This is a genomic window from Amycolatopsis sp. NBC_00348 (assembly GCF_036114655.1).
Taxonomy (GTDB): domain Bacteria; phylum Actinomycetota; class Actinomycetes; order Mycobacteriales; family Pseudonocardiaceae; genus Amycolatopsis.
On sequence record NZ_CP107994.1, the window covers coordinates 5,344,683 to 5,367,928 of the forward strand.

At 73.9% G+C, this 23,246-nt stretch carries 23 protein-coding genes; 15 read left to right on the plus strand and 8 right to left on the minus strand.

What is annotated here, in order from left to right:
* Positions 1–48 precede the first annotated feature (48 nt).
* The 7 genes from OHS58_RS22740 to OHS58_RS22770 form a co-directional block, all read right to left on the minus strand.
* Positions 49–1,374 carry a glutamine synthetase gene (locus tag OHS58_RS22740; protein ID WP_328649846.1) on the minus strand — a complete coding sequence of 442 codons (1,326 nt, stop codon included), beginning with the start codon at positions 1,372–1,374 and terminating at the stop codon, positions 49–51.
* Positions 1,371–3,110 (minus strand): IucA/IucC family protein, encoded by a 1,740-nt coding sequence (locus OHS58_RS22745; protein ID WP_328649747.1) that lies wholly within the window; start codon positions 3,108–3,110, stop codon positions 1,371–1,373. The genes OHS58_RS22740 and OHS58_RS22745 overlap by 4 nt, the downstream gene beginning before the upstream one ends.
* Positions 3,107–4,393: a lysine N(6)-hydroxylase/L-ornithine N(5)-oxygenase family protein gene (locus OHS58_RS22750; protein WP_328649748.1), complete on the minus strand. Its 1,287-nt coding sequence runs from the start codon at positions 4,391–4,393 to the stop codon at positions 3,107–3,109. Before OHS58_RS22750 ends, OHS58_RS22745 begins: the two co-directional genes overlap by 4 nt.
* Positions 4,390–5,835 carry a pyridoxal phosphate-dependent decarboxylase family protein gene (locus OHS58_RS22755; protein ID WP_328649749.1) on the minus strand — a complete coding sequence of 482 codons (1,446 nt, stop codon included), beginning with the start codon at positions 5,833–5,835 and terminating at the stop codon, positions 4,390–4,392. Before OHS58_RS22755 ends, OHS58_RS22750 begins: the two co-directional genes overlap by 4 nt.
* Positions 5,836–6,315: 480 nt before the next feature.
* On the minus strand, positions 6,316–7,266 hold the full coding sequence (locus tag OHS58_RS22760; RefSeq protein WP_328649750.1) for an LLM class F420-dependent oxidoreductase: 951 nt from the start codon (positions 7,264–7,266) through the stop codon (positions 6,316–6,318).
* The gene (locus OHS58_RS22765; protein ID WP_328649751.1) at positions 7,263–9,362 is read right to left on the minus strand and encodes a S9 family peptidase; all 2,100 of its coding nucleotides are present in this window, start codon (positions 9,360–9,362) and stop codon (positions 7,263–7,265) included. The genes OHS58_RS22760 and OHS58_RS22765 overlap by 4 nt, the downstream gene beginning before the upstream one ends.
* Positions 9,363–9,382: 20 nt before the next feature.
* Complete coding sequence (locus tag OHS58_RS22770) at positions 9,383–10,237, minus strand: PPK2 family polyphosphate kinase (protein ID WP_326947763.1); 855 nt, start codon at positions 10,235–10,237, stop codon at positions 9,383–9,385.
* Positions 10,238–10,399: 162 nt separating this feature from the next.
* On the opposite strand from OHS58_RS22770, the gene rocD reads away from it, so the two are divergent.
* The 4 genes from rocD (at position 10,400) to OHS58_RS22790 (ending at position 15,102) form a co-directional block, all read left to right on the plus strand.
* A complete protein-coding gene (rocD, locus tag OHS58_RS22775; protein WP_328649752.1) occupies positions 10,400–11,632 on the plus strand; it encodes an ornithine--oxo-acid transaminase in 1,233 nt (410 codons plus the stop codon).
* 102 nt (positions 11,633–11,734) lie between these two features.
* The gene (locus OHS58_RS22780; RefSeq protein WP_328649753.1) at positions 11,735–13,093 is read left to right on the plus strand and encodes a DUF2252 domain-containing protein; all 1,359 of its coding nucleotides are present in this window, start codon (positions 11,735–11,737) and stop codon (positions 13,091–13,093) included.
* Positions 13,094–13,177: 84 nt separating this feature from the next.
* Positions 13,178–14,476 carry a glycoside hydrolase 5 family protein gene (locus OHS58_RS22785; protein WP_328643942.1) on the plus strand — a complete coding sequence of 433 codons (1,299 nt, stop codon included), beginning with the start codon at positions 13,178–13,180 and terminating at the stop codon, positions 14,474–14,476.
* A gap of 74 nt (positions 14,477–14,550) precedes the next feature.
* Complete coding sequence (locus OHS58_RS22790) at positions 14,551–15,102, plus strand: phosphatase PAP2 family protein (RefSeq protein WP_326951477.1); 552 nt, start codon at positions 14,551–14,553, stop codon at positions 15,100–15,102.
* Here the strand turns inward: OHS58_RS22790 and zapE are convergent.
* Entirely contained in the window at positions 15,056–16,078 is a 1,023-nt protein-coding gene (gene zapE, locus OHS58_RS22795) for a cell division protein ZapE (RefSeq protein ID WP_326954763.1), read from the minus strand. The two genes, OHS58_RS22790 and zapE, sit on opposite strands and share 47 nt — an antisense overlap.
* A 100-nt stretch (positions 16,079–16,178) precedes the next feature.
* Between zapE and OHS58_RS22800 the strand changes: the two genes are divergently transcribed.
* From OHS58_RS22800 to OHS58_RS22850, 11 genes are all read left to right on the plus strand, one after another.
* The gene (locus OHS58_RS22800) at positions 16,179–16,913 is read left to right on the plus strand and encodes a dihydrofolate reductase family protein (protein WP_328643943.1); all 735 of its coding nucleotides are present in this window, start codon (positions 16,179–16,181) and stop codon (positions 16,911–16,913) included.
* Positions 16,910–17,470 (plus strand): RNA polymerase sigma factor, encoded by a 561-nt coding sequence (locus tag OHS58_RS22805; protein ID WP_326947757.1) that lies wholly within the window; start codon positions 16,910–16,912, stop codon positions 17,468–17,470. The genes OHS58_RS22800 and OHS58_RS22805 overlap by 4 nt, the downstream gene beginning before the upstream one ends.
* Positions 17,470–17,871 (plus strand): hypothetical protein, encoded by a 402-nt coding sequence (locus OHS58_RS22810; protein ID WP_247049078.1) that lies wholly within the window; start codon positions 17,470–17,472, stop codon positions 17,869–17,871. The genes OHS58_RS22805 and OHS58_RS22810 overlap by 1 nt, the downstream gene beginning before the upstream one ends.
* A 91-nt stretch (positions 17,872–17,962) precedes the next feature.
* Positions 17,963–18,400, plus strand: a complete 438-nt coding sequence (locus tag OHS58_RS22815) for an Asp23/Gls24 family envelope stress response protein (RefSeq protein ID WP_247049077.1) — start codon at positions 17,963–17,965, stop codon at positions 18,398–18,400.
* On the plus strand, positions 18,397–18,660 hold the full coding sequence (locus tag OHS58_RS22820) for a hypothetical protein (RefSeq protein ID WP_328643944.1): 264 nt from the start codon (positions 18,397–18,399) through the stop codon (positions 18,658–18,660). The genes OHS58_RS22815 and OHS58_RS22820 overlap by 4 nt, the downstream gene beginning before the upstream one ends.
* A 101-nt stretch (positions 18,661–18,761) precedes the next feature.
* On the plus strand, positions 18,762–18,938 hold the full coding sequence (locus tag OHS58_RS22825) for a hypothetical protein (RefSeq protein ID WP_013224542.1): 177 nt from the start codon (positions 18,762–18,764) through the stop codon (positions 18,936–18,938).
* On the plus strand, positions 18,935–19,285 hold the full coding sequence (locus tag OHS58_RS22830) for a hypothetical protein (protein ID WP_328643945.1): 351 nt from the start codon (positions 18,935–18,937) through the stop codon (positions 19,283–19,285). The genes OHS58_RS22825 and OHS58_RS22830 overlap by 4 nt, the downstream gene beginning before the upstream one ends.
* A 2-nt stretch (positions 19,286–19,287) precedes the next feature.
* On the plus strand, positions 19,288–19,824 hold the full coding sequence (locus OHS58_RS22835) for a DUF6286 domain-containing protein (RefSeq protein ID WP_326954767.1): 537 nt from the start codon (positions 19,288–19,290) through the stop codon (positions 19,822–19,824).
* A complete protein-coding gene (locus OHS58_RS22840; protein WP_328643946.1) occupies positions 19,821–20,420 on the plus strand; it encodes an alkaline shock response membrane anchor protein AmaP in 600 nt (199 codons plus the stop codon). The genes OHS58_RS22835 and OHS58_RS22840 overlap by 4 nt, the downstream gene beginning before the upstream one ends.
* Positions 20,421–20,446: 26 nt before the next feature.
* Entirely contained in the window at positions 20,447–21,526 is a 1,080-nt protein-coding gene (locus OHS58_RS22845; RefSeq protein ID WP_326954769.1) for an ATP-dependent DNA ligase, read from the plus strand.
* Between the two features lie 69 nt (positions 21,527–21,595).
* A complete protein-coding gene (locus tag OHS58_RS22850) occupies positions 21,596–23,140 on the plus strand; it encodes an alpha/beta hydrolase (RefSeq protein WP_371827491.1) in 1,545 nt (514 codons plus the stop codon).
* The last annotated feature ends 106 nt before the right edge of the window (positions 23,141–23,246 follow it).

Below are 23,246 nucleotides of genomic sequence, written 5' to 3' on the forward strand. Positions count from 1 at the left end.
TGGCCGCGGCGAACTGTTACCCGACCGTGTTCTCGAAAGAGAATCGGCTCAGGCCCGGAGGGCGCCCCGGCGCCGCTGCCAGTCGGTCACCGCGTCCAGACCGGACTCGATCTCCTCCGTGAGCAACGCCGTCAGCTGGGCCGCGACGTCCACGCCGAGCAGCTTGCCGGCGCGGCCGTCCGAGATCAGCGTCAGCGCCTCCCACGGCGACGTCGCCAGCTCGTCCACGGTCGTCCCGGCCGGCGGCGGCGTCAGGCCTTCCTCCAGCCCGAACCGCCCGGCTGCCAGCAGGGCCGCGACGACCAGGTGGGGCTGGGCGTCGGCGCCCGGGAAGCGGAACTCCAAGCGGCGGTTCGCCGCGGGCCCGGCCACGCGGACCGACGCCGTCCGGTCGTCGTGGCCCCAGCGGATCTCGCGCGGGGAGAACGGTGCCGTCCGCAGCCGGACGTAGCCGTTCCACGTCGGCGACCACACGGCCGTCAGCGCCCGCGCGTCCCGCAGCACGCCCGCCAGGAACCCGCCCAGCAGATCCGGCCCGGAACCGTCCACGGCGGACAGTGACAGGTGGACGTGCCCCGAGTTGCCCTGCCCCGGCGCGGGCGCCGCGAGGTAATCGGCGGTGACGCCGTGGCGCGCCGCGACCCGGCGGACGATCAGCTGCTGCAGCAGGACGTCGTCGCAGGCGGCGAGGGCGTCGCGGTGGCGCAGCACGATCTCGTACTGGCCCGGGTGGCACTCCGCGCGCGCCGACTCGACGCCCAGCCCGGCCTCGTCGAGCGCCTCCCGCAGGTCGCGCAGCAGCGGCGCGAGACGCTCGGTGCCGCCGACCGCGTAGTCGACGCCGTGCGCGGTGAGCGGCTCGCCGGCCGCGTCGCGGAACACCACCTCGTGCTCGATGCCCACCGACGGCACCAGCCCGAGTCCTTCCAGTGCTTCGAGCTGCCCGCGCAGCACCTCGCGCGAGGCCAGCTCCGCGACCGGCCCGGCCGGCCACTCGGCGTCGCACACCACCGCCCACGTCCGGTCGCCGAGCGGGATCGCGCTCGCCGCATCCGGCCGCATCCGCAGGTCGCCGTAGCCCTCCAGGTAGCCATTCAGGTAGCCACCGAGCGCCCCGGACTCCGGCAACGCCGCGCGCTCGGGCGTCCACGCGAAGACGTAGCTGCAGACGCCGTAGCCGTCGGTGAGGACGTCGGCGGCGAACGGCGCGGCCAGCTCGACGGCGGCGAAGCGGGCGTGCGGGTCGGGCACCAGCAGGAGCAGCCGCGCGCCGTCCTCGGCGAGCACCCCGCGCAGCACGCCTTCCCCGGTCACGGCCGCCGCACGCCGGGCGGCCAGCGACCGCGGGCCGGCCGGGCGCGCGAACGGCGTCACCACGCGCCGCCGGGATCCGCGCTGTGCAGCGGGTTCGGCACCCGGCCGAAGCGGACGTCGAACTCGTCGTCGCGCTCCACCTTGTCGAAGCCCTGCCCGGCGAAGTGCTCGCGGTTGAGCGTGACGCGCTCGACGTCCGGTGCGAACAGCCGACACGCGTCGAACCGCGCGGCGACGTCCGGGTTCTCGTCGCGGTAGCGGCCGACGATCTCGCGCACCGGCGCCCAGAACCTCGCCCGCGGCAGGCTCAGCTCGTCGAGCAGTACCTCGGCCCAGAACCGGAACTGCCCGGAGAACACCGAGCTGAACAGCGACTGCGCGAGCAGGTGCGCCGGCCAGCGCAGCATGTCGGCGGCCGCCTCGGGCGGGAGGCTTTCGTAGCTTTCGAGCTGTTCGTCGAGCAGGTCGACACCCTGGGCGAAGTCCTTGATCAGCACCCGCTGCGGCACGCCGGCGGCGTCGACGACGAGGATCAGGTTCTGGCCGTGCGGGCAGAAGCCGACGCCGTGGCGCAGCAGCCACTGCAGCAACGGCGTGAGCGTCAGGTCGAACAGCCGCGTCAGCCACCCCTCCGGGTCGCCGTCGCCGATCAGGTGGGCGAGCACCGAGACGCCGTCGGGCCCGCGATAAGGCAGTGCGGCGAACGAGATGGCGCGCTCCCCGGCCGCCAGGTGCGCGGTGAGGGGTTCCCGCCACAACGCGCCCAGGGTCTCGTGGAACCGGTACGGCAGCTCCTCCAGGTGCCCGAACAGCGGGTGCTTCACCGACACGCTCGCGACCTCGCCGAGCAGCCCGAACCGGTACTTCTCGGCCAGCAACGGATCACCCGCGCTGACCCGGCGCAGCCACGACGTCACCGACGGCCCGGCGAGCGTGGCCGCGGAGTTGAGCCCCCGGTAGACGAGCGTGTTGCGCACCGACACGGCGGTCTTGACGTCGTGCCGCCCGGGCGTGCTCACGTTCGCGAGCGTCCGGACGGTCTGGTGCGCGCGGTAGCCGTCGGCGCTCTCGCCGAGGTCGATCATGACGCCGGTGGCCAGCTCGGCGGCGTAGAGCGTGCCGAGGATTTCGTCGGCCTGCCACGGGTGCACCGGCACCCACACGTAGCCGTCGGGCGCGCGGCCGGCGAACTCCGCGCGCAGGTCGCCGAGTTCGGCGGCCAGCAACGCGTCCCGGCTCAGCTCGTCGACACTGCGGAACTCGGCGTGCTCGGGGTGGACGGCGAACCAGCGCAGCCGGACGTCGGCCCCGGCCTCCGGCGCGAACCGCGCGCGGTCGAGCGCCGAGAAGCCGACGCGGCCCTTGTTGAGCACCAGCCGCGGGTGACCCGTGAGGTGCCCGTCGGCGACGTTGTAGTCCAGTGTGGACAGCTCCGCCGCGGTCGGCGCGCGGCGCAGGCGGGCGGCCTCGTTGGCGACCGTCGCGGTCAGCTCGGCCAGGACGTCGGCCAGCCGCAACCCGCTGAGCCCCAACGTCTTCCGGGCGTCCACGACGAGCGTGCGCGGGTCGGTGGCCGGCTCGCCGGACCGGTGCGCGCTGCCCGCGACCACCGTCCAGGCGTCGAAGGCGCCGCGCCGGGACCGGAAGGTGTAGACGACGTCGTCCGGCAGCTCGAGCCGGTAGCTGTCGCCGTCGGCCACCGGCTCCAGCATGTGCTCGTACGACAGCTCGCCGAGCATCTTGTGCGTGATCAGGGCACCGGCCGCGCGCCAGGCGGCCGCCTCGTCGATGCTCACTTGTCCTCCAGGCCGAACGTGGTGAAGGCGGTGCGGTCGGGCAGCTCGTGCACGGTCTTGCCGCACACGGCATTGAGGATCACGGCCGCCCGCCAGGCGCCCAGGCCGAGGTCGGGGGCGCCCGGCCCGTGCGTGTGCCGTTCGGCGTTCTGCACGAACAGCGGCCCCGGCACGTCGAGGGCGACGCGGTGGTCGGCGCCGACCACGAGCCGGCCCCGGTCGTCGCGGTGCACGGCGTCGCCGAGCCCGGCCAGCAGCGGCCCGGTCGGCGTTTCGGTGTAGCCGGTGGCCGCGACGACGGCGGCGGTGCGCACGGTCCCGTTGCGGCCCTGCTGCGCGTGCCGGAGCCCCAAGTCGACTTGTCCATCCACAGTGGACGCCGAGACGACTTCGACGCCCGGGCTCAGCACCGCGGCGGGCCAGCCGCCGCCGATGCTGCGGCGGTAGAGCTCGTCGTGGATCGCGGCGATCGTCTCGGCGTCGATCCCCTTGTACAGCTGCCACTGCGTGGGCAGCAGGCGGTCGCGGACCGCGCTCGGCAGGCCGTGGAAGTAGGTGGTGTAGTCGGGGGTGAACTGCTCCAGTCCCAGTTTCGAGTACTCCATCGGCGCGAACGCCGGGGTGCGAGCAAGCCAGCGGAGGCCGTCCACAGTGGATCGCGCGCGCAGCAGGTCGAGGACGACCTCGGCCCCCGACTGCCCGGACCCGACGACGGTGACGCTCTCGGCGGCCACCAGCGCGGCCCGGTGGGTGAGGTAGTCCGCGGAGTGCAGGGCAAGGGTGTCCGGGTCCGAAACCAGGTCCCGCAACGGTTCCGGCACCGCCGGCACCGACCCGACCCCGAGCACGACGGCGTCGGCCAGCACCGGTTCGGTGCCGGCGACCGTCAGCTCGAACGCCGCTTCGGCCGCGTCCCACCGGACGCCGGTGACCTCGTGGCCGAACCGGCACGACGGCAGCCGCGCCGCCGCCCAGCGGCCGTAGTCGTCGTATTCGGCGCGCGGCAGGTGGAACCGCTCGGCGAAGTAGAAGGGCAGCAGCCGGCCGCGGTCGCGCAGGTAGTTGAGGAACGACAACGGGTTCGTCGGGTCGACCAGCGTCACCAGGTCGGCGAGGAACGGCACCTGCAGGCTCGCGCCCTCGACCAGCAGGCCCGGGTGCCACCGGAACTCCGGGCGGGCGTCGAAGAACACCGCGTCCAGGCCGTCGACCGGGGCGGCGAGCGCCGCTAGCGAGAGGTTGAACGGCCCGATCCCGATGCCCGCCACGTGGTGGCGCCTCACGAAGCGACCGGGCTTTCCCGGTTCGCGACGAGCTCGGCGCCCGCGGTGGCGGCGATCCGGTCCAGCAGCGGGCGGTAGTCCTCGACCGTGGTTTCGGGGTGCAGCAGCGTCAGCTTGAGCCACAGCTGCGGCGCGCCGCCGGGGCCGGTCGGCAGCGCGGCCCGGCCGATCACCGCGGTGCCCGCCTCCAGCAGCGCGCGGCGGACCCGGGCGACCAGTTCGTCGGCTTCGGCGTCCGCGAGGTTCTCGGCGACGACCGGGCGCAGGACGACGGTGGACAGCTCCGGCGCGCCCCAGAGGCGCAGGCCGGGGTGGGCGTCGACGACGGCCGCGACCTCGCCGGCGGTGTCGCAGCAGTGCTCGACGAGCGCGCCGAGACCGTCGGTGCCCAGCGCTCGCACGGTGACGGCCATCCGGAACGCGTCCGGCCGCCGCGACGTCCGGATCGAGCGGCCGAGCAGGTCCGGCAGGCCGGCCTCGGTGTCGTCGTCGGCGTTGAGGTACTCGGCCCGCACGGTCAGCGCGCCGAGGTCGGCGGCCTCGCGGGCGGCGAAGAGCCCGGCCGCGACCGGCTGCCAGCCGAACTTGTGCAGGTCGAGCGCGACGGAGCCGGCCTGCTCCAGCCCGGCGAGCTGGGCCCGGAGCGCGGTGCTGCACAGCGCCATCCCGCCGTACGCGGCGTCGACGTGCAGCCGGGCGCCCGCTTGGCGGCAGATCTCGGCGATCTCGGGCAGCGGGTCGATCGTGCCGGTGTTGGTGGTGCCGGCGGTCGCGACGACGACGGCGGGCGCGCCCAGGTCGCGGAGAGTCTCGGCGAGTGCGGCCGGGAGCAGGCGATCGCCCTCGCACGCGACGACGACCGGCGCGGGCAGGCCGAGCAGCCAGGCCGCGCGGGCGACGCTGTGGTGGGCGTTGACGCCGCAGACGGGCCGGACGTGCGCGTCCCGCTCGCGGGCCAGCAGCAGCCCGAGCAGGTTGGATTCGGTGCCACCGGTGGTCACGACGGCGTCCGGCGCGGCGGCGTCCGGGTAGCAGAGGCGGGCGATGCCGGTGGTGAACTCGCGCTCCAGCTCGCTGGCCACCGGCGCCTGGTCCCAGGAGTCCATCGACGGGTTGAGCGCGCTCGCCACGACGTCGGCGGCGACGGACACCGCGAGCGGCGGGCAGTGCAGGTGGGCCGCGCAGGCCGGGTCGGCGGGATCGGCCGAGCCCGCCGCGAGCAGCCGGCTGAGCTCCTCCAGCGCGGCTTCGGCGCCGACGCCGTGACGTGGCAGCGCGCCCCCTTCACCGGCGAGCGCCGCGGCCACCGCGGCGGGTCCGCCGGCCGGCACCGGCCCGCCGCGTTCGGCGACTCCGGCCGCCATGCCGCGCAGTGCCGCCGGGATCAGCTCCCCGAGCCGGTCCGCGCCGCCTTCGCCCCCGGCCAGCCCGTCTGCCCGCATGTACCCCCGCCTTCCTTAGGGTTGCCTTGCCTACGCTGAGCAACAGTACGGCGACCGAAGGCTGCCTGTCACCCGGCCCCGTTCCAGCATGCGCGACCGAGCGGCGGGAACGCGTCGGCCATCGGGAGTAGGTTCGGCCCCGAAGGTGATCGGCTGTGACGACGGGCTGCGAGCGCGGATCGCCGGGCTGGCCCCGATCGGGGCGGCCGAGGCGCCGGCGGACGCGGTCTGACCGGTCGCTCACCGTCTTCCCGGCCGACGCGGTGTCCGATATCCGGTCGACGTACTCGGCGAGCGTGCTGCCGACCACTTGCGCTTCATGCGGCGACGCCGGGCTGCAGCCGTTGTGCCGCCGCTTCCGCCCGGATCTCGCCGGGATCACCCGGCGCCGCGCGAGGCGAGGCTTTCGTGCGCGCGGTTGGCTCGCCGCACGAAAGCCTTGCCGCGCGCCGGTTTCTCGCGCGACGACTCGGCGAAGGGTCAGCGCGGGGCCAGGGCCCGGACCTGCTCGAACGGGTCGCCGCCCGTCGGCAACAGCGCGATGATCGGGGTGGTCAGGCCGTTGTCCACATAGGACTGGATCTGTTCCCGGCACGAGTCGAGGCTGCCGTGGACGATCAGGTCGTCCACCACCGCGTCCGGGATGACCTGGTTGGCCTTCTGGCGGTCGCCCGCCGCCCAGGCCTCGTGCATCGGGGCGAGGGCCTCGCCGCGGCCGAGCCACTCGTGGAACGCCGCGTACACCGGGACCGTGAGGTAGCTCGAGATCAGCATCCGGCCGAGGCCCCGCGCCGCGGCGGCGTCCTCGGTGGGGCAGACGAAGATCCGGGCCGCCAGCTCGACGTCCGGGCCCACGACCGAGCGGATCTTCGGCACGTCCGTCGGCGCCAGCCAGTTCGTGATCGCGCCGTCGGCCTCGCGCGCGGCCAGCTTCAGCATGCCCGGGCGCAACGCGGCCAGCATGATCGACGGCGGCGGGTCGGCCGGGCGCTCCAGGCGGAACTTCGAGACGGCGAACGTCTCGTACTTCTCGCTGACCTTCTCCCCCGTCAGCGCCGAACGCAGGAAGCGCAGCGTGTCCCGCGACCGCGCGAACGGCGCTTCGAACGGCGCCGCGTTCCAGTTCGAGACGATCACCGGCGACGACGCGCCGATGCCGAGCACGAACCGGCCCGGCGCCAGCTCGGCCACGGTCGCCGCCTGCATCGCCAGCAGACCCGGACCACGCGTGTACACCGGCACGATCGCGGTGCCCAGCCGCAGCTGCGGCGCCCACTGCGAGGCGAGCACCAGCGGCGTGAACGCGTCGGTGCCCGCCGTCTCGGCCGTCCACGCGTCGGTGTAACCCAGGTCCGGCAGCTGCTCGACCAGCTCACGGTGCGCCGTCAACGGCACCCCGGTCAGCGGAATCGTGAGGCCCCAGCGGCTCATGCGATCTCCTTCTCCACGACGGAAAGCTCACGCAGGATCCAGTCCACCTGGGTGCGCATCAGGTTCTCCGCGACCTCTTCGGCCTGCGGCGTCATGTGGGTGGCCCCGGCCAGCGGCAGGAACACGTGCGAGCGGCCCTTCGCCAGCAGCGCCGACGACAGCCGCAGCGAGTGGGCGACGAACACGTTGTCGTCGGCCAGCCCGTGCACGATCAGCAGCGCGCGGCTCAGCTCGCCGGCGCTCTCGATCAGCGAGTTGTGCGCGTAGCTCTCCACCTCATCCTGCGGCTTCCCGAGGTAGCGCTCGGTGTAGTGCGTGTCGTACAACGACCAGTCCGTGACGGGCGCGCCCGCGACCGCCGCGTGGAAGACGTCCGGGCGGCGCAGCACGGCCAGCGCGGACAGGTACCCGCCGTAGGACCAGCCGCGGATGGCGACGCGCTCGACGTCCAGCTCCGGGAACCGCGCGGCCGCGGCCTGCAGCGCGTCGACCTGGTCCTGCAGGGTGACGTCGGCGAGGCGGCCGTGGATCTCGCGCTCCCACACCGCGCCGCGCCCGGGTGTGCCGCGGCCGTCGGCGACGAGCACCGCGAACCCCTGGTCGGCCAGCCACTGTGACGTCAGGAACGCGTTGCGGCTCTGCAGCACGCGCTGGGCGTGCGGGCCGCCGTACGGGTCGAGCAGCACCGGCAGCTTGCCCTCGCTGGGCTCGTAGCCGCGCGGCAGCAGCAGGGCGGCGCGCAGGCCGCGCTCCCCCAGCGTCAGCCAGGTCAGGTTCGGCACGATGTCCGGGTCCACAGTGGACGACGCGATCGCCACGGCCTCGGCGCCGTCGCGCAGCACCGAGACGCGCGGGCCGCTGTGCTCCAGGCTCCACGACGACAGCACGGTCACCGCGACGGACCCGGCGCCGTGGTGCACGCCGTCCACAGTGGACACCCGGTGGATCGAACCGCCTTCGGTGCGGTAGACGTGGATCTGCGTCGAGTCCGCGTCGGACGCGCTGAAGAGCAGCTCGTCGCCGACGTCGAGGACCGCGCGCAGCTGCAGCCCGGCCGGGGTGACGGCGTCTTCGCCGACGTAGAGCCGGTGGTCGCCGTCGACCATCCGCTCGGTGACGAGGCGCCCGTCCGGCGTCCACGCCGGGACGCCGCCGACGATGTCGATCCAGTGCTGGTCGGTGGCGGTGTGCACGACCGACGTCGAGCCGTCGGTGACGTCGAGGGCGAGCACGTCCAGCCGCGTCTGGTCCCGCGGCTCGACGGCCAGCAGCGGCGCGCCGCCCGCCGACCAGTGCACCGAGGCGAGGTACTCCCACTCGCCGGGCGCGACGTCGACGCGCGAGCCGTCCAGGCCGAGGACGGCCAGCGTGACCAGGGCGTTCGTGGTGCCCGCGGCCGGGTAGGCGACGACGTTGGCCGGGTTCTGCGGGTTGGCCGGGTCGGCGATGGTCCAGCGCGGCACCGGGCCGCGGTCGGCGCGCTCGGCCAGCAGCGCGGCGCCGTCCGGGGCCCACCAGTAGCCGCGGGTGCGGTCCATCTCCTCGGCGGCGATGAACTCGGCGAGCCCCCAGGAGACGTCTTCGTCGTCTTCCCCGGCCAGTACCCGGTCGTCGCCGGTGGCCAGCTCCATGACGTGCAGCCGCCGGTCCTGCACGTACGCGACGTGCGTGCCGGTGGGGCTCGGCCGCGGGTCGATGACCGCGCCGTCGACCCGCAGCGTCACCTCGCCGGACGCGAGATCCAGGGTGTAGAGCTTGCCCGAGAGCGTGAAGGCCGCGACCGTGAAGCCCGCGTCGACGCCATAGTGGACGACCCCGCCGCCGGTCTCGCGGGCCCGTTCGCGCCGCGCCCGCTCCTCGGCCGGCAGCTCCTCCTCGCCGGGCAGCAGCTCGGCGGCGTCGACGACCTTCGTCTCGGCGCCGCTCGCGAGGTCGGCCGACCAGAGGCTGTGCCGCGGGTCGGTACCCGACTCCGCCCGCAGGAACAGCACGCGCGAACCGTCCGGGGCGACCCGGAACGCCTTCGGCGCGCCGAGAGTGAAGCGCTGGGTACGGGCCTGTTTGCGGAGGAACGGGAGATCGTCGACATCGGTCACGCCCGCACTCTTCCAGACGCTCAGGCCGGTACGCCAACACCCTTCAGCTTCGCCAGCTCGGCGTCGACGTCGTAGTCCGGCTGCGGGAACTTCGGGTCCAGCTCGGTGAGGGTCTCGATGAGCAGCTCCGCGACGGCCCAGTTCCGGTACCACTTGTGGTCGGCCGGCACGACGTGCCACGGGGCGTAGTCCGTCGACGTCTTCTTGAAGATGTCGGCGTAGGCCTTCTGGTAGGCGGGCCAGTGCGACCGCGCCTCGAGGTCGCCCGGGTTGTACTTCCAGTGCTTCTCGGGCGTCTCCAGCCGGGCCTTCAGCCGCTTGAGCTGCTCCTCGGGCGAGATGTGCAGGAAGACCTTGACGACGGTGGTGCCACCGTCGGTCAGCTCCTTCTCGAACGCGTTGATCTCGCTGTAGCGGCGGCGCCGCTCCTCCGCGCTGAGCAGCCCGGACACCCGCGGGACCAGGATGTCCTCGTAGTGCGAGCGGTCGAACACGCCGATCTGGCCGGGCACCGGCAGCTGCTTGCGGATCCGCCAGAGGTAGTGGTGGCGCCGCTCGGCCGCCGTCGGCGCCTTGAACCCCGAGTAGTGCACGCCCATCGGGTTGACCAGGCCGAGCACGTGCGAGACCGTGCCGCCCTTGCCCGAGGTGTCCATGCCCTGCAGCACCAGCAGGACGTTGCGTTCGCCGCCGCCGACGCCCTCGGCGTAGAGCGCCTCCTGCAGCGCGGACAGCCGCTCGCCCGCGGTGCCGAGCTTGGCGAGGGCCTTCGGCTTCTTGCCGGGCCCGACCGGCGCCGAGCCCGGGTCCGGCAGCTCCCCGGTGATCCGCAGCGCGTCCCGGACCCGGCTTCCCTCGTCGTTCTTCTTGCCCATCCCGCGAGGTTAACGACTCGGGCGGCGGCTTTCCTGTCGACGCACCCGGCCGGGTGGCGGCGCAGCGATTCGGGGGTCGGATCCGCGGATTGCGCAACGAACAACGGGTGAAAGCAACGATTCCCGGCTGAACTCTGCGTCTGCGGTCTCTAACCTGAACGCATGACGACGTTCGCCGGCCGGGAAACCGCCGCCCCCACCGCCGCGAGCTTCATCGCGCTCGACGAGCAATGGAGCACGCACAACTACCACCCGCTGCCCGTCGTGATCGCCGGAGCCTCCGGAGCGACGGTGACCGACGTCGAAGGCCGGTCCTACCTGGACTTCCTCTCCGGCTATTCGGCGCTGAACTTCGGCCACCGCCACCCGGACCTGATCGGCGCCGCCGTCGAGCAGCTCGGCCGCGTCACGCTCACGTCGCGGGCCTTCCACCACGACCAGCTCGGCCTGTTCTGCCGCGAGCTGGCCGAGCTGACCGGCACCGAGATGGTGCTGCCGATGAACTCGGGCGCCGAGGCCGTCGAGTCCGCGGTCAAGCTCGCCCGCAAGTGGGCGCACACGGTCAAGGGCGTGCCGGACGGCACCGCCGAGATCATCGTCGCCGACTCGAACTTCCACGGCCGGACCACCACGATCGTGTCGTTCTCGACCGACGAGACCGCGCGTGCCGACTTCGGCCCGTTCACCCCGGGCTTCGTCACGGTGAAGTACGGCGACGCCGCCGCCCTGCGCGACGCGATCACCCCGCGCACGGCCGCCGTCCTGCTCGAGCCGGTCCAGGGCGAGGCCGGCGTCATCGTGCCGCCGGCGGGCTACTTCGCCGACGTCCGCGCGGCCTGCGACGACCACAACGTGCTGCTGATCGCCGACGAGATCCAGTCCGGCCTGGCCCGCACCGGCACCGTGCTGGCGCTGGACCACGAGGGCGTCCGCGCCGACGTCTACACGCTGGGCAAGGCCCTCGGCGGCGGCATCCTGCCGGTGTCCGCGGTGGTCGGCAGCCGCGACGTGCTGGGCGTGCTGAAGCCGGGCGAGCACGGCTCGACGTTCGGCGGCAACCCGCTGGCCTGCGCGATCGGCCGCGCGGTCGTCAAGCTGCTGCGGACCGGCGAGTTCCAGCAGCGCTCCACCGAACTGGGCGCCCACCTGCACACGCGCCTGACCGAGCTGGTCGGGAGCGGGCTGTCCGAGGTCCGCGGCCGCGGCCTGTGGGCGGGCATCGACATCGCCCCCGGCGGCCCCGAGGGCCGGGCGGCGTCCGAGGCCCTGGCCGCGCGCGGCGTGCTGTGCAAGGAGACGCACGACCGCACGCTGCGCGTCGCCCCGCCGCTGGTGATCACCCGTGAAGAGCTGGACCGCGGCATCGACGCCATCGCCGAGGTCATCCGCCCCTGAACCCCGGTTGTCCGTGAATGCCACATCGAGGGACATAGTGTCCCTCGATGTGGCATTCACGGCGTTCGGGAGCGAACCGGGCGGATCGGGCGTTGGGCAGGTATGGGATCAGGGGAATGGGTGGAGCGGCCGCTGGCCGGTGCGGACAGCGTCACGCCGGCCGAGCTGTACGAGCAGGGGAAGCGGCTGCGGGACAAGACGCCGGTCACCGCGCACGACCACGAGGCCGCCGCGACGGACCGGCCGACGCCCGCGCAGTACTTCGAGGCCAGTGGCAAAGGACGGCTGCCCGAGCTGGTCGAACTCCGCCGTGAGCGGATGCTCGCGTCCCCGTTCACCTTCTTCCGCGGCGCCGCCGGGCTGATGGGCGCCGACCTCGCGCGCACGCCCGTCTCCGGCCTCGACGCCCAGCTCTGCGGCGACGCGCACGCGGCGAACTTCGGGCTCTACGGCACGCCCGAGGGCAAGATCGTGATGGACATCAACGACTTCGACGAGACCGTCCCCGGCCCGTGGGAGTGGGACCTCAAACGGCTCGCCGCGAGCCTCGTGCTCGCCGGCCGCGAGGGCGGCATCGGCGAGTCCGGCTGCCGCGAAGCCGCCGAGGACGCGGCGAAGTCGTACCGGCGGACCATCCGCGCGCTGGCCGAGCTGCCGTTCCTGCGCAGCTGGAACGCGCTGCCGGACTCGTCCGTGCTGTCGAAGGCCCGCGCGGACGAGCTGATCGACGACTTCGCCGACGCCGCCGAGAAGGCCCGCAAGAACGACAGCGCCAAGGTCGCCGCGAAGTGGACCGAGCGCGTCGACGACCACCGGACGGGCCTGGCGCGCCACCGGTTCGTCGAGGACCCGCCGGTGCTGACGCACGTCGACGAGCAGACCGCGGAGGCCGTCGCCGCCGGGCTGGCGTCCTATGTGGACACCCTGCGCGAGTCGCGGCGGACGCTGATCTCGCGCTACCGCATCGCCGACGTCGCCTTCCGCGTCGTCGGCACCGGCAGCGTCGGGCTCCGCAGCTACGTCGCGCTGCTGCACGGCAACGACGACGAAGACCTTGTCCTGCAGGTGAAACAGGCGGCGTCACCGGCGCTCGGGCCGTACCTGGACCTGCCCGCGGCCGAACACGAAGGCCGCCGGATCGTCGACGGCGCCCGGCTCGTGCAGGCCGAGACCGACATCCTGCTCGGCTGGACCACGATCGACGGCGTCCCGTACATCGTCCGCCAGTTCCGGAACCTCAAGGGCGACATCGACCCGGCGGAGCTGGAGAAAGACCACCTCGACGACTACGGCCGGCTCGCCGGGGCGCTGCTCGCCCGCGCCCACACGCGGTCGCTGCACCCGCAGCTGCTGTCCGGCTACTTCGCCGACGACTCCGAGCTGGACGAGGCGATCGGCGCGTACGCCGTGCGCTACGCCGACCGGACGGAGGCCGACCACGCCGCCTTCTCGGGGACCTGACCGGACAGGAAGCCGGTCAACGCTGGAGAACGAATTCCCCGCCGTGCTAGATCTTCGTGAACGGGTGACGGCGAGGGAGACGGCGTGGCGGATCTCAAACGGCGGTCGGTGCTCACGGGAGCGGTCGCGACGGCGTTGGCGGCCACCGCCGCGCCCGCACTCGCCTCCCCCAGGCGGCGGCCGTTCCGGCTGGGCGTCAACTACACACCCTCGACGCGCTGGTTCCACATGTGGGAGGACTGGCGCGAAGCCGACCTGCGCCGCGACCTCGACGACATCGCCGCGCTCGGGCTCGACCACATCCGGATGATGCTGCTGTGGTCGGCGTTCCAGCCCGAACCGCACCTGGTCAGCGGCGAGAAGCTCGACCGGCTGCACCGGTTCCTGGACCTCGCGGGCGCGGCCGGCCTCGACGTCGAGGTGACGGTCTTCAACGGCCACATCTCGGCCCGCTACTGGACGCCGAACTGGCTGCAGACCACGCCGGAGCCGGTGAACTGGTTCACCGACCCGGCGGCCCTCGACGCCCAGCGCGCGCTGCTCACGGCACTGGCCGCGCGGATCGGGAAGCACCCGCGGTTCCTCGGGTTCGACCTGTCGAACGAGCCGTACTACTACTGGGACTCCTTCGCCGGCCTGGCGGTGACGCCGGAGCAGGCCGACGCGTGGGCGCACACCCTGTGCGAGACGGCGGAGAGCGTCGCGCCGGGAAAGGCGCACACGGTCGGCTGCGACCGCGCGCCGTGGGACAACGGCCGCTACTTCACCCGCGCCGGCCTGGCCGACGCCGGGAACATCGTGGCGATCCACCCGTGGACGTCGTTCTTCGGCACGCTCAAGACGACCCCGCTCGGCGCGTTCGAGACGCACAACGCGGAGCGCCTGATCCAGGTGGCGCAGGCGTACGCGACGGACCCGGCGAGGCCGTGCTGGATCCAGGAGGACGGCGCGGCGCCGTCGATCCACTTCAGCGACGCGACCCGCCCGCAGTACGCCGAGTGGCTGTCCCGTTCGATCCGCAACGCGGCGTCGTGCGCGCACACGCTGGGCTTCACGTGGTGGTGCTCGCACGACGTCGACCCGGCGCTGGTCCCGAACCTGAACCCGCTGGAGTACGACCTGGGGCTGTACACGAACGAGCACCGTCTCAAGCCCGCGGGCCGCGCGTTGCAGGCGCTGGTGGCGGAGTTCGACCGCACCCCGCCGAAACCGGCGCCGCGGACGACGGCGATCGTCATCCCGGACGCGGACCCGACCCGGGGCTCGGACCGCTTCTTCGCACTGGCCGACGCCGGGACGCGGGCGGCGTTCGTGCTGCAGAGCCGGGCCGGCGACGCGAACTACCTGGCGCAGCGGGGCATCACGGCGCTGGTACAGCCCTGACCAGGCCCGCGACGTCCGCCGCGCGGCCGCGGGAGCGGGCGACGACTACCCTCGCGGGGGTGAGGACGATCTGGGTGCTCGCCGCCGGGTGCGGTCTGCTGGCCCTCCTGCTGGGGCTTCCGTTCGCCGGCGGTGACACGCCCAGTGCGCTCGACTCGGCCGCCGCGGGCGCCGTCGCGCACCTGGGGCCGGTGGCGGCGCGGATCCTGGTGCTGCCGACCGAGCCGTACGTCGTGTTCGCGCTGGCCGCCGTCGCCGTGTTCCTGTGCCTGCGCGCCGGGCGGCGGTGGGAAGCCGCGCTCGCGCTGGGCGGGCCGCTGCTGGCGATCCTGCTCAACACCTGGCTGCTCAAGCCGCTGTACGACCGGTGGAAGAACGGCACGCTCGTCTACCCCAGCGGCCACACCGTCAGCCTGGTCGCGGTGCTGACCGTGCTGGTGCTGCTCACGCGCAAGACCTACGTCGTCGTGCTGAGCGCCGTGGCCCTGCTCGCGGCCACCGCCGGGCTGATCGGCATGGGCTACCACTACCTCACGGACGTCGTCGGCGGCACGCTGTTCGCGGTCGCCGTCGTGCTCGTCACGTGGTCTGTGCCGCGTCGCGTGCCAGCGCCGTCAACCGGCTGATCGCGCGCAGGTACTTCTTGCGGTAGCCGCCCTCGATCATCTCGTCGGTGAACAGCGCCGGCAGCGGGTCGCCCGAGACGACGACCGGGATCGCGCGGTCGTAGAGGCGGTCGGCCAGCGCCACCAGCCGCAGCGCGACGTTCTGGTCCGGCGCCGGGTGGATGCCGCGCAGGTGCACGCGGGTGACGCCGTCCAGCAGCCGCCCGTACCGCGACGGGTGCAGCTCGCCCAGGTGGGCGCACAGCGCGTCGAAGTCGTCCACAGTGGACCCGTCGTGGGCCGCGACGGACGCCTCCAGCTCGTCGGCGGAGACCGGCGGCGGCGCGTCCGGCAGGCCGCGGTGCCGGTAGTCGGGACCGTCGACGCGCACGACGCCGAACCGGGCCGACAGCGACTGGATCTCGCGTAGGAAGTCCTCGGCGGCGAAGCGCCCCTCGCCGAGCTTCTCCGGCAGGGTGTTCGACGTCGCCGCGATGTACACCCCGGCGTCCATGAGCTCCTGCAGCAGCCGCGTGACCAGCGTGGTGTCGCCCGGGTCGTCCAGCTCGAACTCGTCGATGGCCAGGATCCGGTGCTCCGACAGCCGCCGCACGGCCTCCGGGAAGCCCAGCGCGCCGACCAGGTGGGTCAGCTCCACGAACGTGCCGTACGCCTTCGGGGACGGCGCCGCGTGCCACGCCGAAGCCAGCAGGTGGGTCTTGCCGACGCCGAAGCCGCCGTCGAGGTAGAGCCCCATCGGGCCGGACGGCGCCGAGGAGGAGCCCCCGAAGAGCCGGAACTTCTTCTTCTCCGGTCGCGCGCCGATGCGGCCGGCGAACGCCGCGCAGGCCTCGACCGCGGCGGCCTGGCTGGGCTCGTCCGGGTTCGGGATGTAGGTGTCGAACCGCACCGCGTCGAAACGCGGCGGCGGCACCAGCGCCGTGATCAGCTCGTCGGCGCCGAGCACGGGACGGCGGTCGGTCAGGTGCGCGGGCATGGTCGCAGAGCCTATCCGCCGCCGCGAAGGCCCCGGATCACCGGTGAGTAGCCACATCCCCCGGTGGAGAACGGGTTTCCGGCCGTGCTGGGATGGTCGGGTGCGGATCGTGTGGCCACCATCACCGGGCGAGCTGACCGGGGCCGACCTGGAGGCGATCTACGCCTACCCGGCGGCCCTCGACCGGTCGTGGGTCCAGGTCAACTTCGTCGCCTCCGCCGACGGCGCGGTCGAGGTCGACACGACGTCCGCGGGCCTGTCGCACGCCGCCGACCGCGAGGTCTTCCTGCTCGGGCGCGATCTCTGCGACGTCGTCCTGGTCGGCGCCGGCACCGCGCGCGCCGAGGGCTACCGCGGGGTCCGGGCGAGCGCGAAGCGGCTCGAGCGCCGGCGCCGGCTCGGGCTGGCGGACGTCCCGCCGATCGCCGTCGTGACGCGCACCGCGGACCTCGACCCGCACTCTCCGTTGTTCACCGACACGATCGTGGCCCCGATCGTGGTCACGACCACCGGCGCCGACACCGCGCACCTGGCCGGCGTCGAGGTCCTGCGCGCCGGGGACGGCGACGTCGACCTCGCGCTCGCGCTGGACCTGCTGGCCGGGCGCGGCCTGCGCCGCGTCGACTGCGAAGGCGGGCCGCGCCTGTTCGCCGGGCTGATCGCCGCCGACCTCGTCGACCAGCTGTGCCTCACCGTCGCGCCGCTGCTCGTGGCGGGCGGCGCCGGGCGCATCGCCGCGGGTCCGGCCCTCGCCGCGCCGCGCGCGCTCGCCCTGGCGTCGGTCCTCGTCGAGGACGGCTTCACGCTCCTGCGCTACCGCCGGGGTGGCGGATGACCGACGACGCCACGCTGGTCGAACGGGCCGCCGGCGGCGACGAAGCCGCGTTCGGCGTGCTGGTGCGCCGGCACACGCCCCGGATGTACCGGGTCGCGCTGCGGATCACCGGCAGCGCCGCCGAGGCCGAGGACGTCGTGCAGGAGGCGTGGCTGGCCGCCTGGCGCTCGCTGGGCGGCTTCCGGCACGAGTCGGCCGTGTCGACGTGGCTCTACCGCGTCGTCACCAACGGCGCGCTCGCGATGCTGCGCCGCCGGAAGCCGACGATCTCCCTGGACTCACCCGAGCCCGCCGGGAAGTCCACTGTGGACAGCGCACTGCTCGCGGCGGCCGAACCCGGGCCGGAGGGGCGCGTCGTGCGCGCCGAGGAGGTCGACGCCGTGCTGCGCGCGATCGGCCGGCTCGAGCTGTCCCAGCGGGTGCCGCTGGTGCTGCGCGAACTGGAAGGGCTGAGCTACGAAGAGGTCGCCGAAGTGCTCGACGTGAACGTCGGCGCCTTGCGCTCCCGCCTGCACCGGGCCAGGGTGGCGCTGCTCGCCGAGCTGAGGGAGCGGTGATGGACCCGGAACAGGACCCCCGCTGGGACGCCGTGCGCGCGGCCGCCCGCCGCCGGGTGCCGACCCCGCCCGGCCTGGTCGAACGCGTGCTGCGCACGGTGGCCCGCGGCCGCCGGACGGCGGTGGACGTGCCCGGCGAGGAAGGCAGCCTGCGCGTGACCGAGCGGGTCGTCGGCCGCCTGGCCTCGGCGATCGCCGCCGCACGGGCGCCCGCGGGCGTGCGGATCTCGGCCGTCGCGGTGGAGGACGACGTGGTCCAGGTGCTGGTGTCGGTCCGCTTCGGCCTCACCGCCGACGAAGCCGCCGAGACGCTGCGGCGGGAGATCACCGCGGAGCTGGCGCGGCAGCTGGGCGTGGCCACTGTGGTCAACGTGCACGTCGTCGACGTCCACCCCGACTGAAACATTCCCCCGAATGGGTGACCTTGCGTGAGAGCCCCGTGGTCGCGGGCATCGTAGGGACGACAAGACCGCTCGAAAGGAGCCTGCAGGCATGCATCCGGAACGGACCGAAAGCCCCGGCCTGGTGACCCCGCTCAACGAGGAGGGCGCCGCCGGCCGCACCACGATCTCGTCGCTGGTGGTGCAGAAGGTCGCCGGGATGGCCACCCGCGAGGTCACCGGGGTGCACGCGCTGGGCGGTGGCATGTCGCGGGCGTTCAGCGCCCTGCGCGAGCGCATCCCCGGCTCCGGCACGGTCACCACGTCCGGCGTGTCGGTCGAGGTCGGCGAGAAGCAGACCGCGATCGACCTCGACGTCGTCGTCGAGTACGGCGCGCGCATCGCCGACGTCGCCCGCGCGGTGCGGCGCAACGTGATCACCGCCGTCGAGCAGATCACCGGCCTCGAGGTGATCGAGGTCAACATCGCCGTCAACGACATCCACCTGCCGGGTGAGGACGAGCCCGAACTCCCGTCGCGGGTGGAGTGACCGCGCGGGGTGCGCGGGACGACCCGGAGGCCCGCGCGGCCTTCCGGGAGTTCGTGCGCACCCACCACCCCGACGTCGGCGGCGACCCGGCCGAGTTCGCCGCCGGGCTCGCCCGGTTCCGCGCCGGCAAGTCCGCAGTGGACTCGACGATCGGTGACGCCCGGTTCGACGCGCCGATCCGCTTCGTGGTGAACCGCCGCGGGGTGGCCGCGGTGCTCGCGCGCCTGCGCAAGCGCCGCCGTCCGCCCCGCGTCAAATGACCTCCCCGCAGTGACATCCCGGGGCCTTGCCCCGGGCCGGGGGCTCCGCCACCCGGACCCCGCAAGAAGAGGTTTCTCCCCGCCTGTCCTTGGAGGACAACGTGAACGCAACGCAGACCGGGCTCTTGGCCGGGCTCATCCTCGGCCTGGCCGCGACCCAGGGGTTCACCGCGTTCCTGGTGACCCTGGCCGTCGGGATCATCGGGCTGGTCGCCGGCCGGGTGCTCGACGGCGAACTCGACCTCGGCGAGCTGTTCGGGAAGGGCCGCGACAAGTGAGCCGGCTCCTCGACGTGCCGCGCGAGCTCGCCGAACCGGACGAGCGCGGCACCCTCACCATCGGGCACGCGGTAGTGCGCAAGGTCGCGCAGCACGCCGCCGACCAGGTGCCCGGCACCGCGCGGGCCGGCAAGAAGGGCACGAACGCGCGGGTCGGCGGCCACGACAACGACGTCGATCTGGCGCTCGACCTGGCCCTGCACTACCCGGCGGCGGTGCGCGCGGTCGTCGGCGTCGTGCGCGAGCGCGTCGTCGACGAGGTCGAGCGGATCACGTCTTACCAGGTGCGGACCCTGGCCGTGACGGTGTCGGCGCTGCTGCCCGACGTCCCGCCGAGGGTGCGGTAACCGTGCGCCTGTTCGTCCGGCTCCTGTCCACCCTGCTCGGCCTGGCCTTCGCCGGCGCCGGGATCCTGCTCGCGCTCGAGGTCGGCTGGCACTGGTGGCGCCCGGGGTCCGGGCCGCTGCTGGTGCCGTGGCCGCGCTGGCAGGCCGGGCTCGCGGCCCTGGGCTGGGACGCCTACACCGTCCGCGTCGGCGCCGTCGTGCTCGCCGTCGCCGGCCTGGTGCTGCTGCTGTGCGCGCTGGCCGCCGGCAACCGCGCGGTCCGACTGACCGATCCGGCCGACGAGGTCAGCGTCTCGACGTCCCCGCGGTCGCTGGCCCGGCTCGTCGGGCTCGTGGTGCGGGCGCAGGACAACGTCGCGGGCGCGACGGTCACCGCCAGCGCCCGCCGGGTCCGGGTCCGCGCGACCAGCAGGCTCGAGACCGAGGGCGAGCTGCGGCCGCGCCTGCTGGAGACCGTGGCCACGCTGCTCGACGACGTCCCGCTGGCCCGGCGGCCGAAGGTCAGCGTCGTCGTCGACTCGCCGAAGGACCGCCGATGAGCAAGTCGATCGCCACGAAGGCGCTTTCCCGGTCGTACGCGGGCGAACGCGTGCTGACGTTCCTCGTCGGGCTGCTGGCCCTGCTCGGCGGCGCGCTCGCGCTGGTCGTCGGCGCGGGCTGGCTCGGCGAGTTCCGCGGCCGGCGCCCGCTGCTCGACCCGATGGCCGTCGACTGGCTGGGCGGGCACGCCACGCCCGCTCGCATCGCCGCGATCGTGCTCGGCCTGCTCCTGTTCGTGCTGGGCCTGCGCTGGGCGGTGCGGTCGCTGCGCCCGGAACCGCGGCCCGACCTGGCCCTCGACGACACCGCGGGTGCCGAGCTGGTCGTCACGGCGGGCGCGATCTCCGACGCGGTCCAAGCCGACGCGGAGCAGCTCGACGGCGTCAGCCGCGCCCGGGTCCGCGCGGTCGGCTCGCGGACTTCTCCCGCGTTGCGCATCACCCTGTACCTGCACGAGGGCACCGACCTCAAGCGCGTCTGGGAGGACCTCGACCTGCGCGTGCTGACCAGGGCGCGCGAGTCCCTCGGCCTCGACGTCCTGCCGACGGCCGTGCGCCTCGAGCTCGACACGGGCCGGGCCGAACGCGTGCGCTGAGCGGCGTTGTTCCGCAGAATGCCGTCATGCCCCTACCGCTGCAGCCGCCGCTGAAGCCGATGCTCGCCAAGCCCGCCAAGGCCATCCCGGACTCCGGCGGGCTGCTGTTCGAGCCCAAGTGGGACGGCTTCCGCTGCATCGTGTTCCGCGACGGCGACGAGCTGTACCTGCAGTCCCGCGCCGAGAAGCCGCTCAACCGGTACTTCCCGGAGGCGGTCGCGCGGCTGCTCGAGATCCTGCCGCCGAAGGTCGTGCTGGACGGCGAACTCGTCGTCGCACGGGACGGGCGGCTCGACTTCGACGCGCTCACCCAGCGGATCCACCCCGCCGAAAGCCGCATCACGCTGCTGGCGGACGAGCAGCCCGCCGAGTTCGTCGCGTTCGACCTGCTCGCCCTCGGCGACGAGTCCTTCCTCGACGAACCGACGTCGGCCCGCCGCGAACGGCTCGAGAAGCTGGCCGACGGCCGCATCTCGCTCACCCCGGCGACCACCGACCCGGACACGGCGCGGCACTGGTTCGAGCTGTTCGAGGGCGCCGGCCTCGACGGCGTCATCGGCAAGCCCCTGGACGAGCCGTACGCCCCCGGCAAGCGGGTCCTGCTCAAGTACAAGCACCTGCGCACCGCCGACTGCGTGCTGGCCGGGCTGCGCTGGCACGTCGACGGCGGCCCGGGCGACCTCGTCGGCTCGTTCCTGCTCGGCCTGCACGACGACGCGGGCGTGCTGCACCACGTCGGCACGATCGGGTCGTTCCCGAAGGACCGCCGTCGCGAGCTGGCCGAGGAGCTGGCGCCGCTGATCACCGACGGCGAGGACCACCCGTGGGGCGGCAAGGCCACCGGCGAGGCGCAGCGGATCCCCGGCGGGATCACCCGCTGGCGCGCCACCGAGCACGAATGGGTGCCGCTGCGGCCCGAGCGCGTCGTCGAGGTGGCCTACGAGAACACCGAGGGCGGCATGCCGTCGCGGTTCCGGCACAACGCGCGGTTCGTGCGGTGGCGCCCGGACCGCGAGCCCGCGTCGTGCGACTACGGCCAGCTCGACGAGCCGGCCCGCTACGACCTCGACGCCGTGTTCCGCGGCCAGGTGGTGCGTACCCGCTAACCCGCGTCCCACACACGACGTGGAAAGCTCACGGGTGTTCCGGCCTTGATCTACGTGAGGACTTCGCCCGTGCGCCGCCGTTCCCGTCTGCTGGTCGCGCTGCTCGCCCTGGCCTCCGCCGCGGGCTGCGCCGCGGGGCCGTCGGTGCGCCCCGCGCTGGTCGAGAACGACGGCCCGGCGAAGTCGGCGGCGCCCAGCGCGACGCCGCCGGTCCCGCTGCCGCCGCTGGGCGAGCCGCAGTCGTCGACGTTGAAGTGGTCCGACTGCGACGACGACACCCGCCAGCGGATCGGCACCCCGCCGGTCCCGGACAGCCTGCACTTCACCTGCGCCCGCGTGTCGACCCCGGTCGACGCGCCGGGCGAGCCGCGCCGCTCGGTCATGCGGCTGCTGGCGCTCAAGGTCGGCGCCGGGCCGGTGCCGCTCGTCGTCGTCAACGACGTCGGCGGCGAACCGGGCACGATCTACGCCGCCCGCCTCGCCACCACGCTGCCGCCGGCGTTCCTGGAGAAGTTCTCGCTGATCGGCCTGGACCGGCGCGGCACCGGGATGTCGGGCGCCGTGCAGTGCGTGCCGGCCGAGATCCGGCACGACCTGATCGACGCCGACCCGGCGCAGGGCGGCCTCGCCGACGTCCTGGACGCCGCGCGCAAGGCCGGTCAGCAGTGCGCCATCGAGCTGGACGACACGCAGACCGCGCTGGACAGCTGGCGCGCCGCGGGCGACCTCGACGAGCTGCGCAAGCAGCTGGGCATGGAGCGGCTCGACGCGCTCGGCCGCGGCGACGGCTCGAAGGTGCTTGCGGAGTACGCCGTGCGCTTCCCCGGCCAGGTCGGCCGGATGGTGCTCGACGGCGTGCCCGACCCGGGCCCGGACTCGGCCGCGGTGCTCGACGCCGTCGCGGCCGGCGCCCAGTCCACTTTGGACGCTTTCGCGGCCGACTGCGCGGCGCGCGGGTGCTCGCTCGGCGACCCGAAGGCCGCCCTCGCCACCTTGACCGACCAGCTGCGCGCTTCGCCGCCGTCGAACGACGACGGGAGCGCGTTCGGCCCGGGCGTCGCGATGTTCGCCGTCTACTCCGGACTGACGCAGCGCTCGCGCTGGCCCGAGCTGGCCGACGCGATCACGGCGGCCAAGGGCGGGACCATCGCGCCGCTGGCCGCGTTCGCCGCGCCGGCGCTGCACGACTCGCGGGCCCAGCCGTCGCGGCTCGACTCCACGATCGCGACGCACTGCAACGACAGCCAGACGCGCCTGTCGGCCGACCAGCTCGACCAGGTCGTGGGCGGGATGCGCGCCAAGTACCCGCAGTTCGGCGCGGTCGTCGCCCAGGAGCTGGCGTGGTGCGGCCCGTGGCCGGTGCGGACCGAGCCGCTTCCCCCGGCGGGCGCCCCGGGCGCACCGCCGATCCTGGTCACGGCCACCGCGGCCGACCCGGTCACCCCGCAGGTGGGCACCACCCGCGCGGCCGACCAGATGCCGTCCGCGGTGACGCTGACCTGGCAGGGCGCGGGCCACGGCGCGCTGGGCGCGTCCCCCTGCGTCACGGACGCGGCCCGCGGCTTCCTCATCGACGGCAAGATCCCCGCCGACGGCACCCTCTGCCCCGCCTGACCCCGTAACTCGCGTGATCCGGCACGTCATTCACGTGATTGAAGCCGGAACTCGCGAGTTCCGGCTTCAATCACGTGGGTTCCGGCCCCGATCACGCGAGTTACGG

Bases quoted from the DNA above. Each gene is read 5' to 3' on its own strand.
- OHS58_RS22755 (WP_328649749.1), bottom strand. From the start codon at position 5,835: ATGCGGGCAGACGGGCTGGCCGGGGGCGAAGGCGGCGCGGACCGGCTC.
- OHS58_RS22760 (WP_328649750.1), bottom strand. From the start codon at position 7,266: ATGAGCCGCTGGGGCCTCACGATTCCGCTGACCGGGGTGCCGTTGACG.
- OHS58_RS22770 (WP_326947763.1), bottom strand. From the start codon at position 10,237: ATGGGCAAGAAGAACGACGAGGGAAGCCGGGTCCGGGACGCGCTGCGG.
- rocD (WP_328649752.1), top strand. From the start codon at position 10,400: ATGACGACGTTCGCCGGCCGGGAAACCGCCGCCCCCACCGCCGCGAGC.
- OHS58_RS22780 (WP_328649753.1), top strand. From the start codon at position 11,735: ATGGGATCAGGGGAATGGGTGGAGCGGCCGCTGGCCGGTGCGGACAGC.
- zapE (WP_326954763.1), bottom strand. From the start codon at position 16,078: ATGCCCGCGCACCTGACCGACCGCCGTCCCGTGCTCGGCGCCGACGAG.
- OHS58_RS22805 (WP_326947757.1), top strand. From the start codon at position 16,910: ATGACCGACGACGCCACGCTGGTCGAACGGGCCGCCGGCGGCGACGAA.
- OHS58_RS22810 (WP_247049078.1), top strand. From the start codon at position 17,470: ATGGACCCGGAACAGGACCCCCGCTGGGACGCCGTGCGCGCGGCCGCC.
- OHS58_RS22815 (WP_247049077.1), top strand. From the start codon at position 17,963: ATGCATCCGGAACGGACCGAAAGCCCCGGCCTGGTGACCCCGCTCAAC.
- OHS58_RS22840 (WP_328643946.1), top strand. From the start codon at position 19,821: ATGAGCAAGTCGATCGCCACGAAGGCGCTTTCCCGGTCGTACGCGGGC.
- OHS58_RS22845 (WP_326954769.1), top strand. From the start codon at position 20,447: ATGCCCCTACCGCTGCAGCCGCCGCTGAAGCCGATGCTCGCCAAGCCC.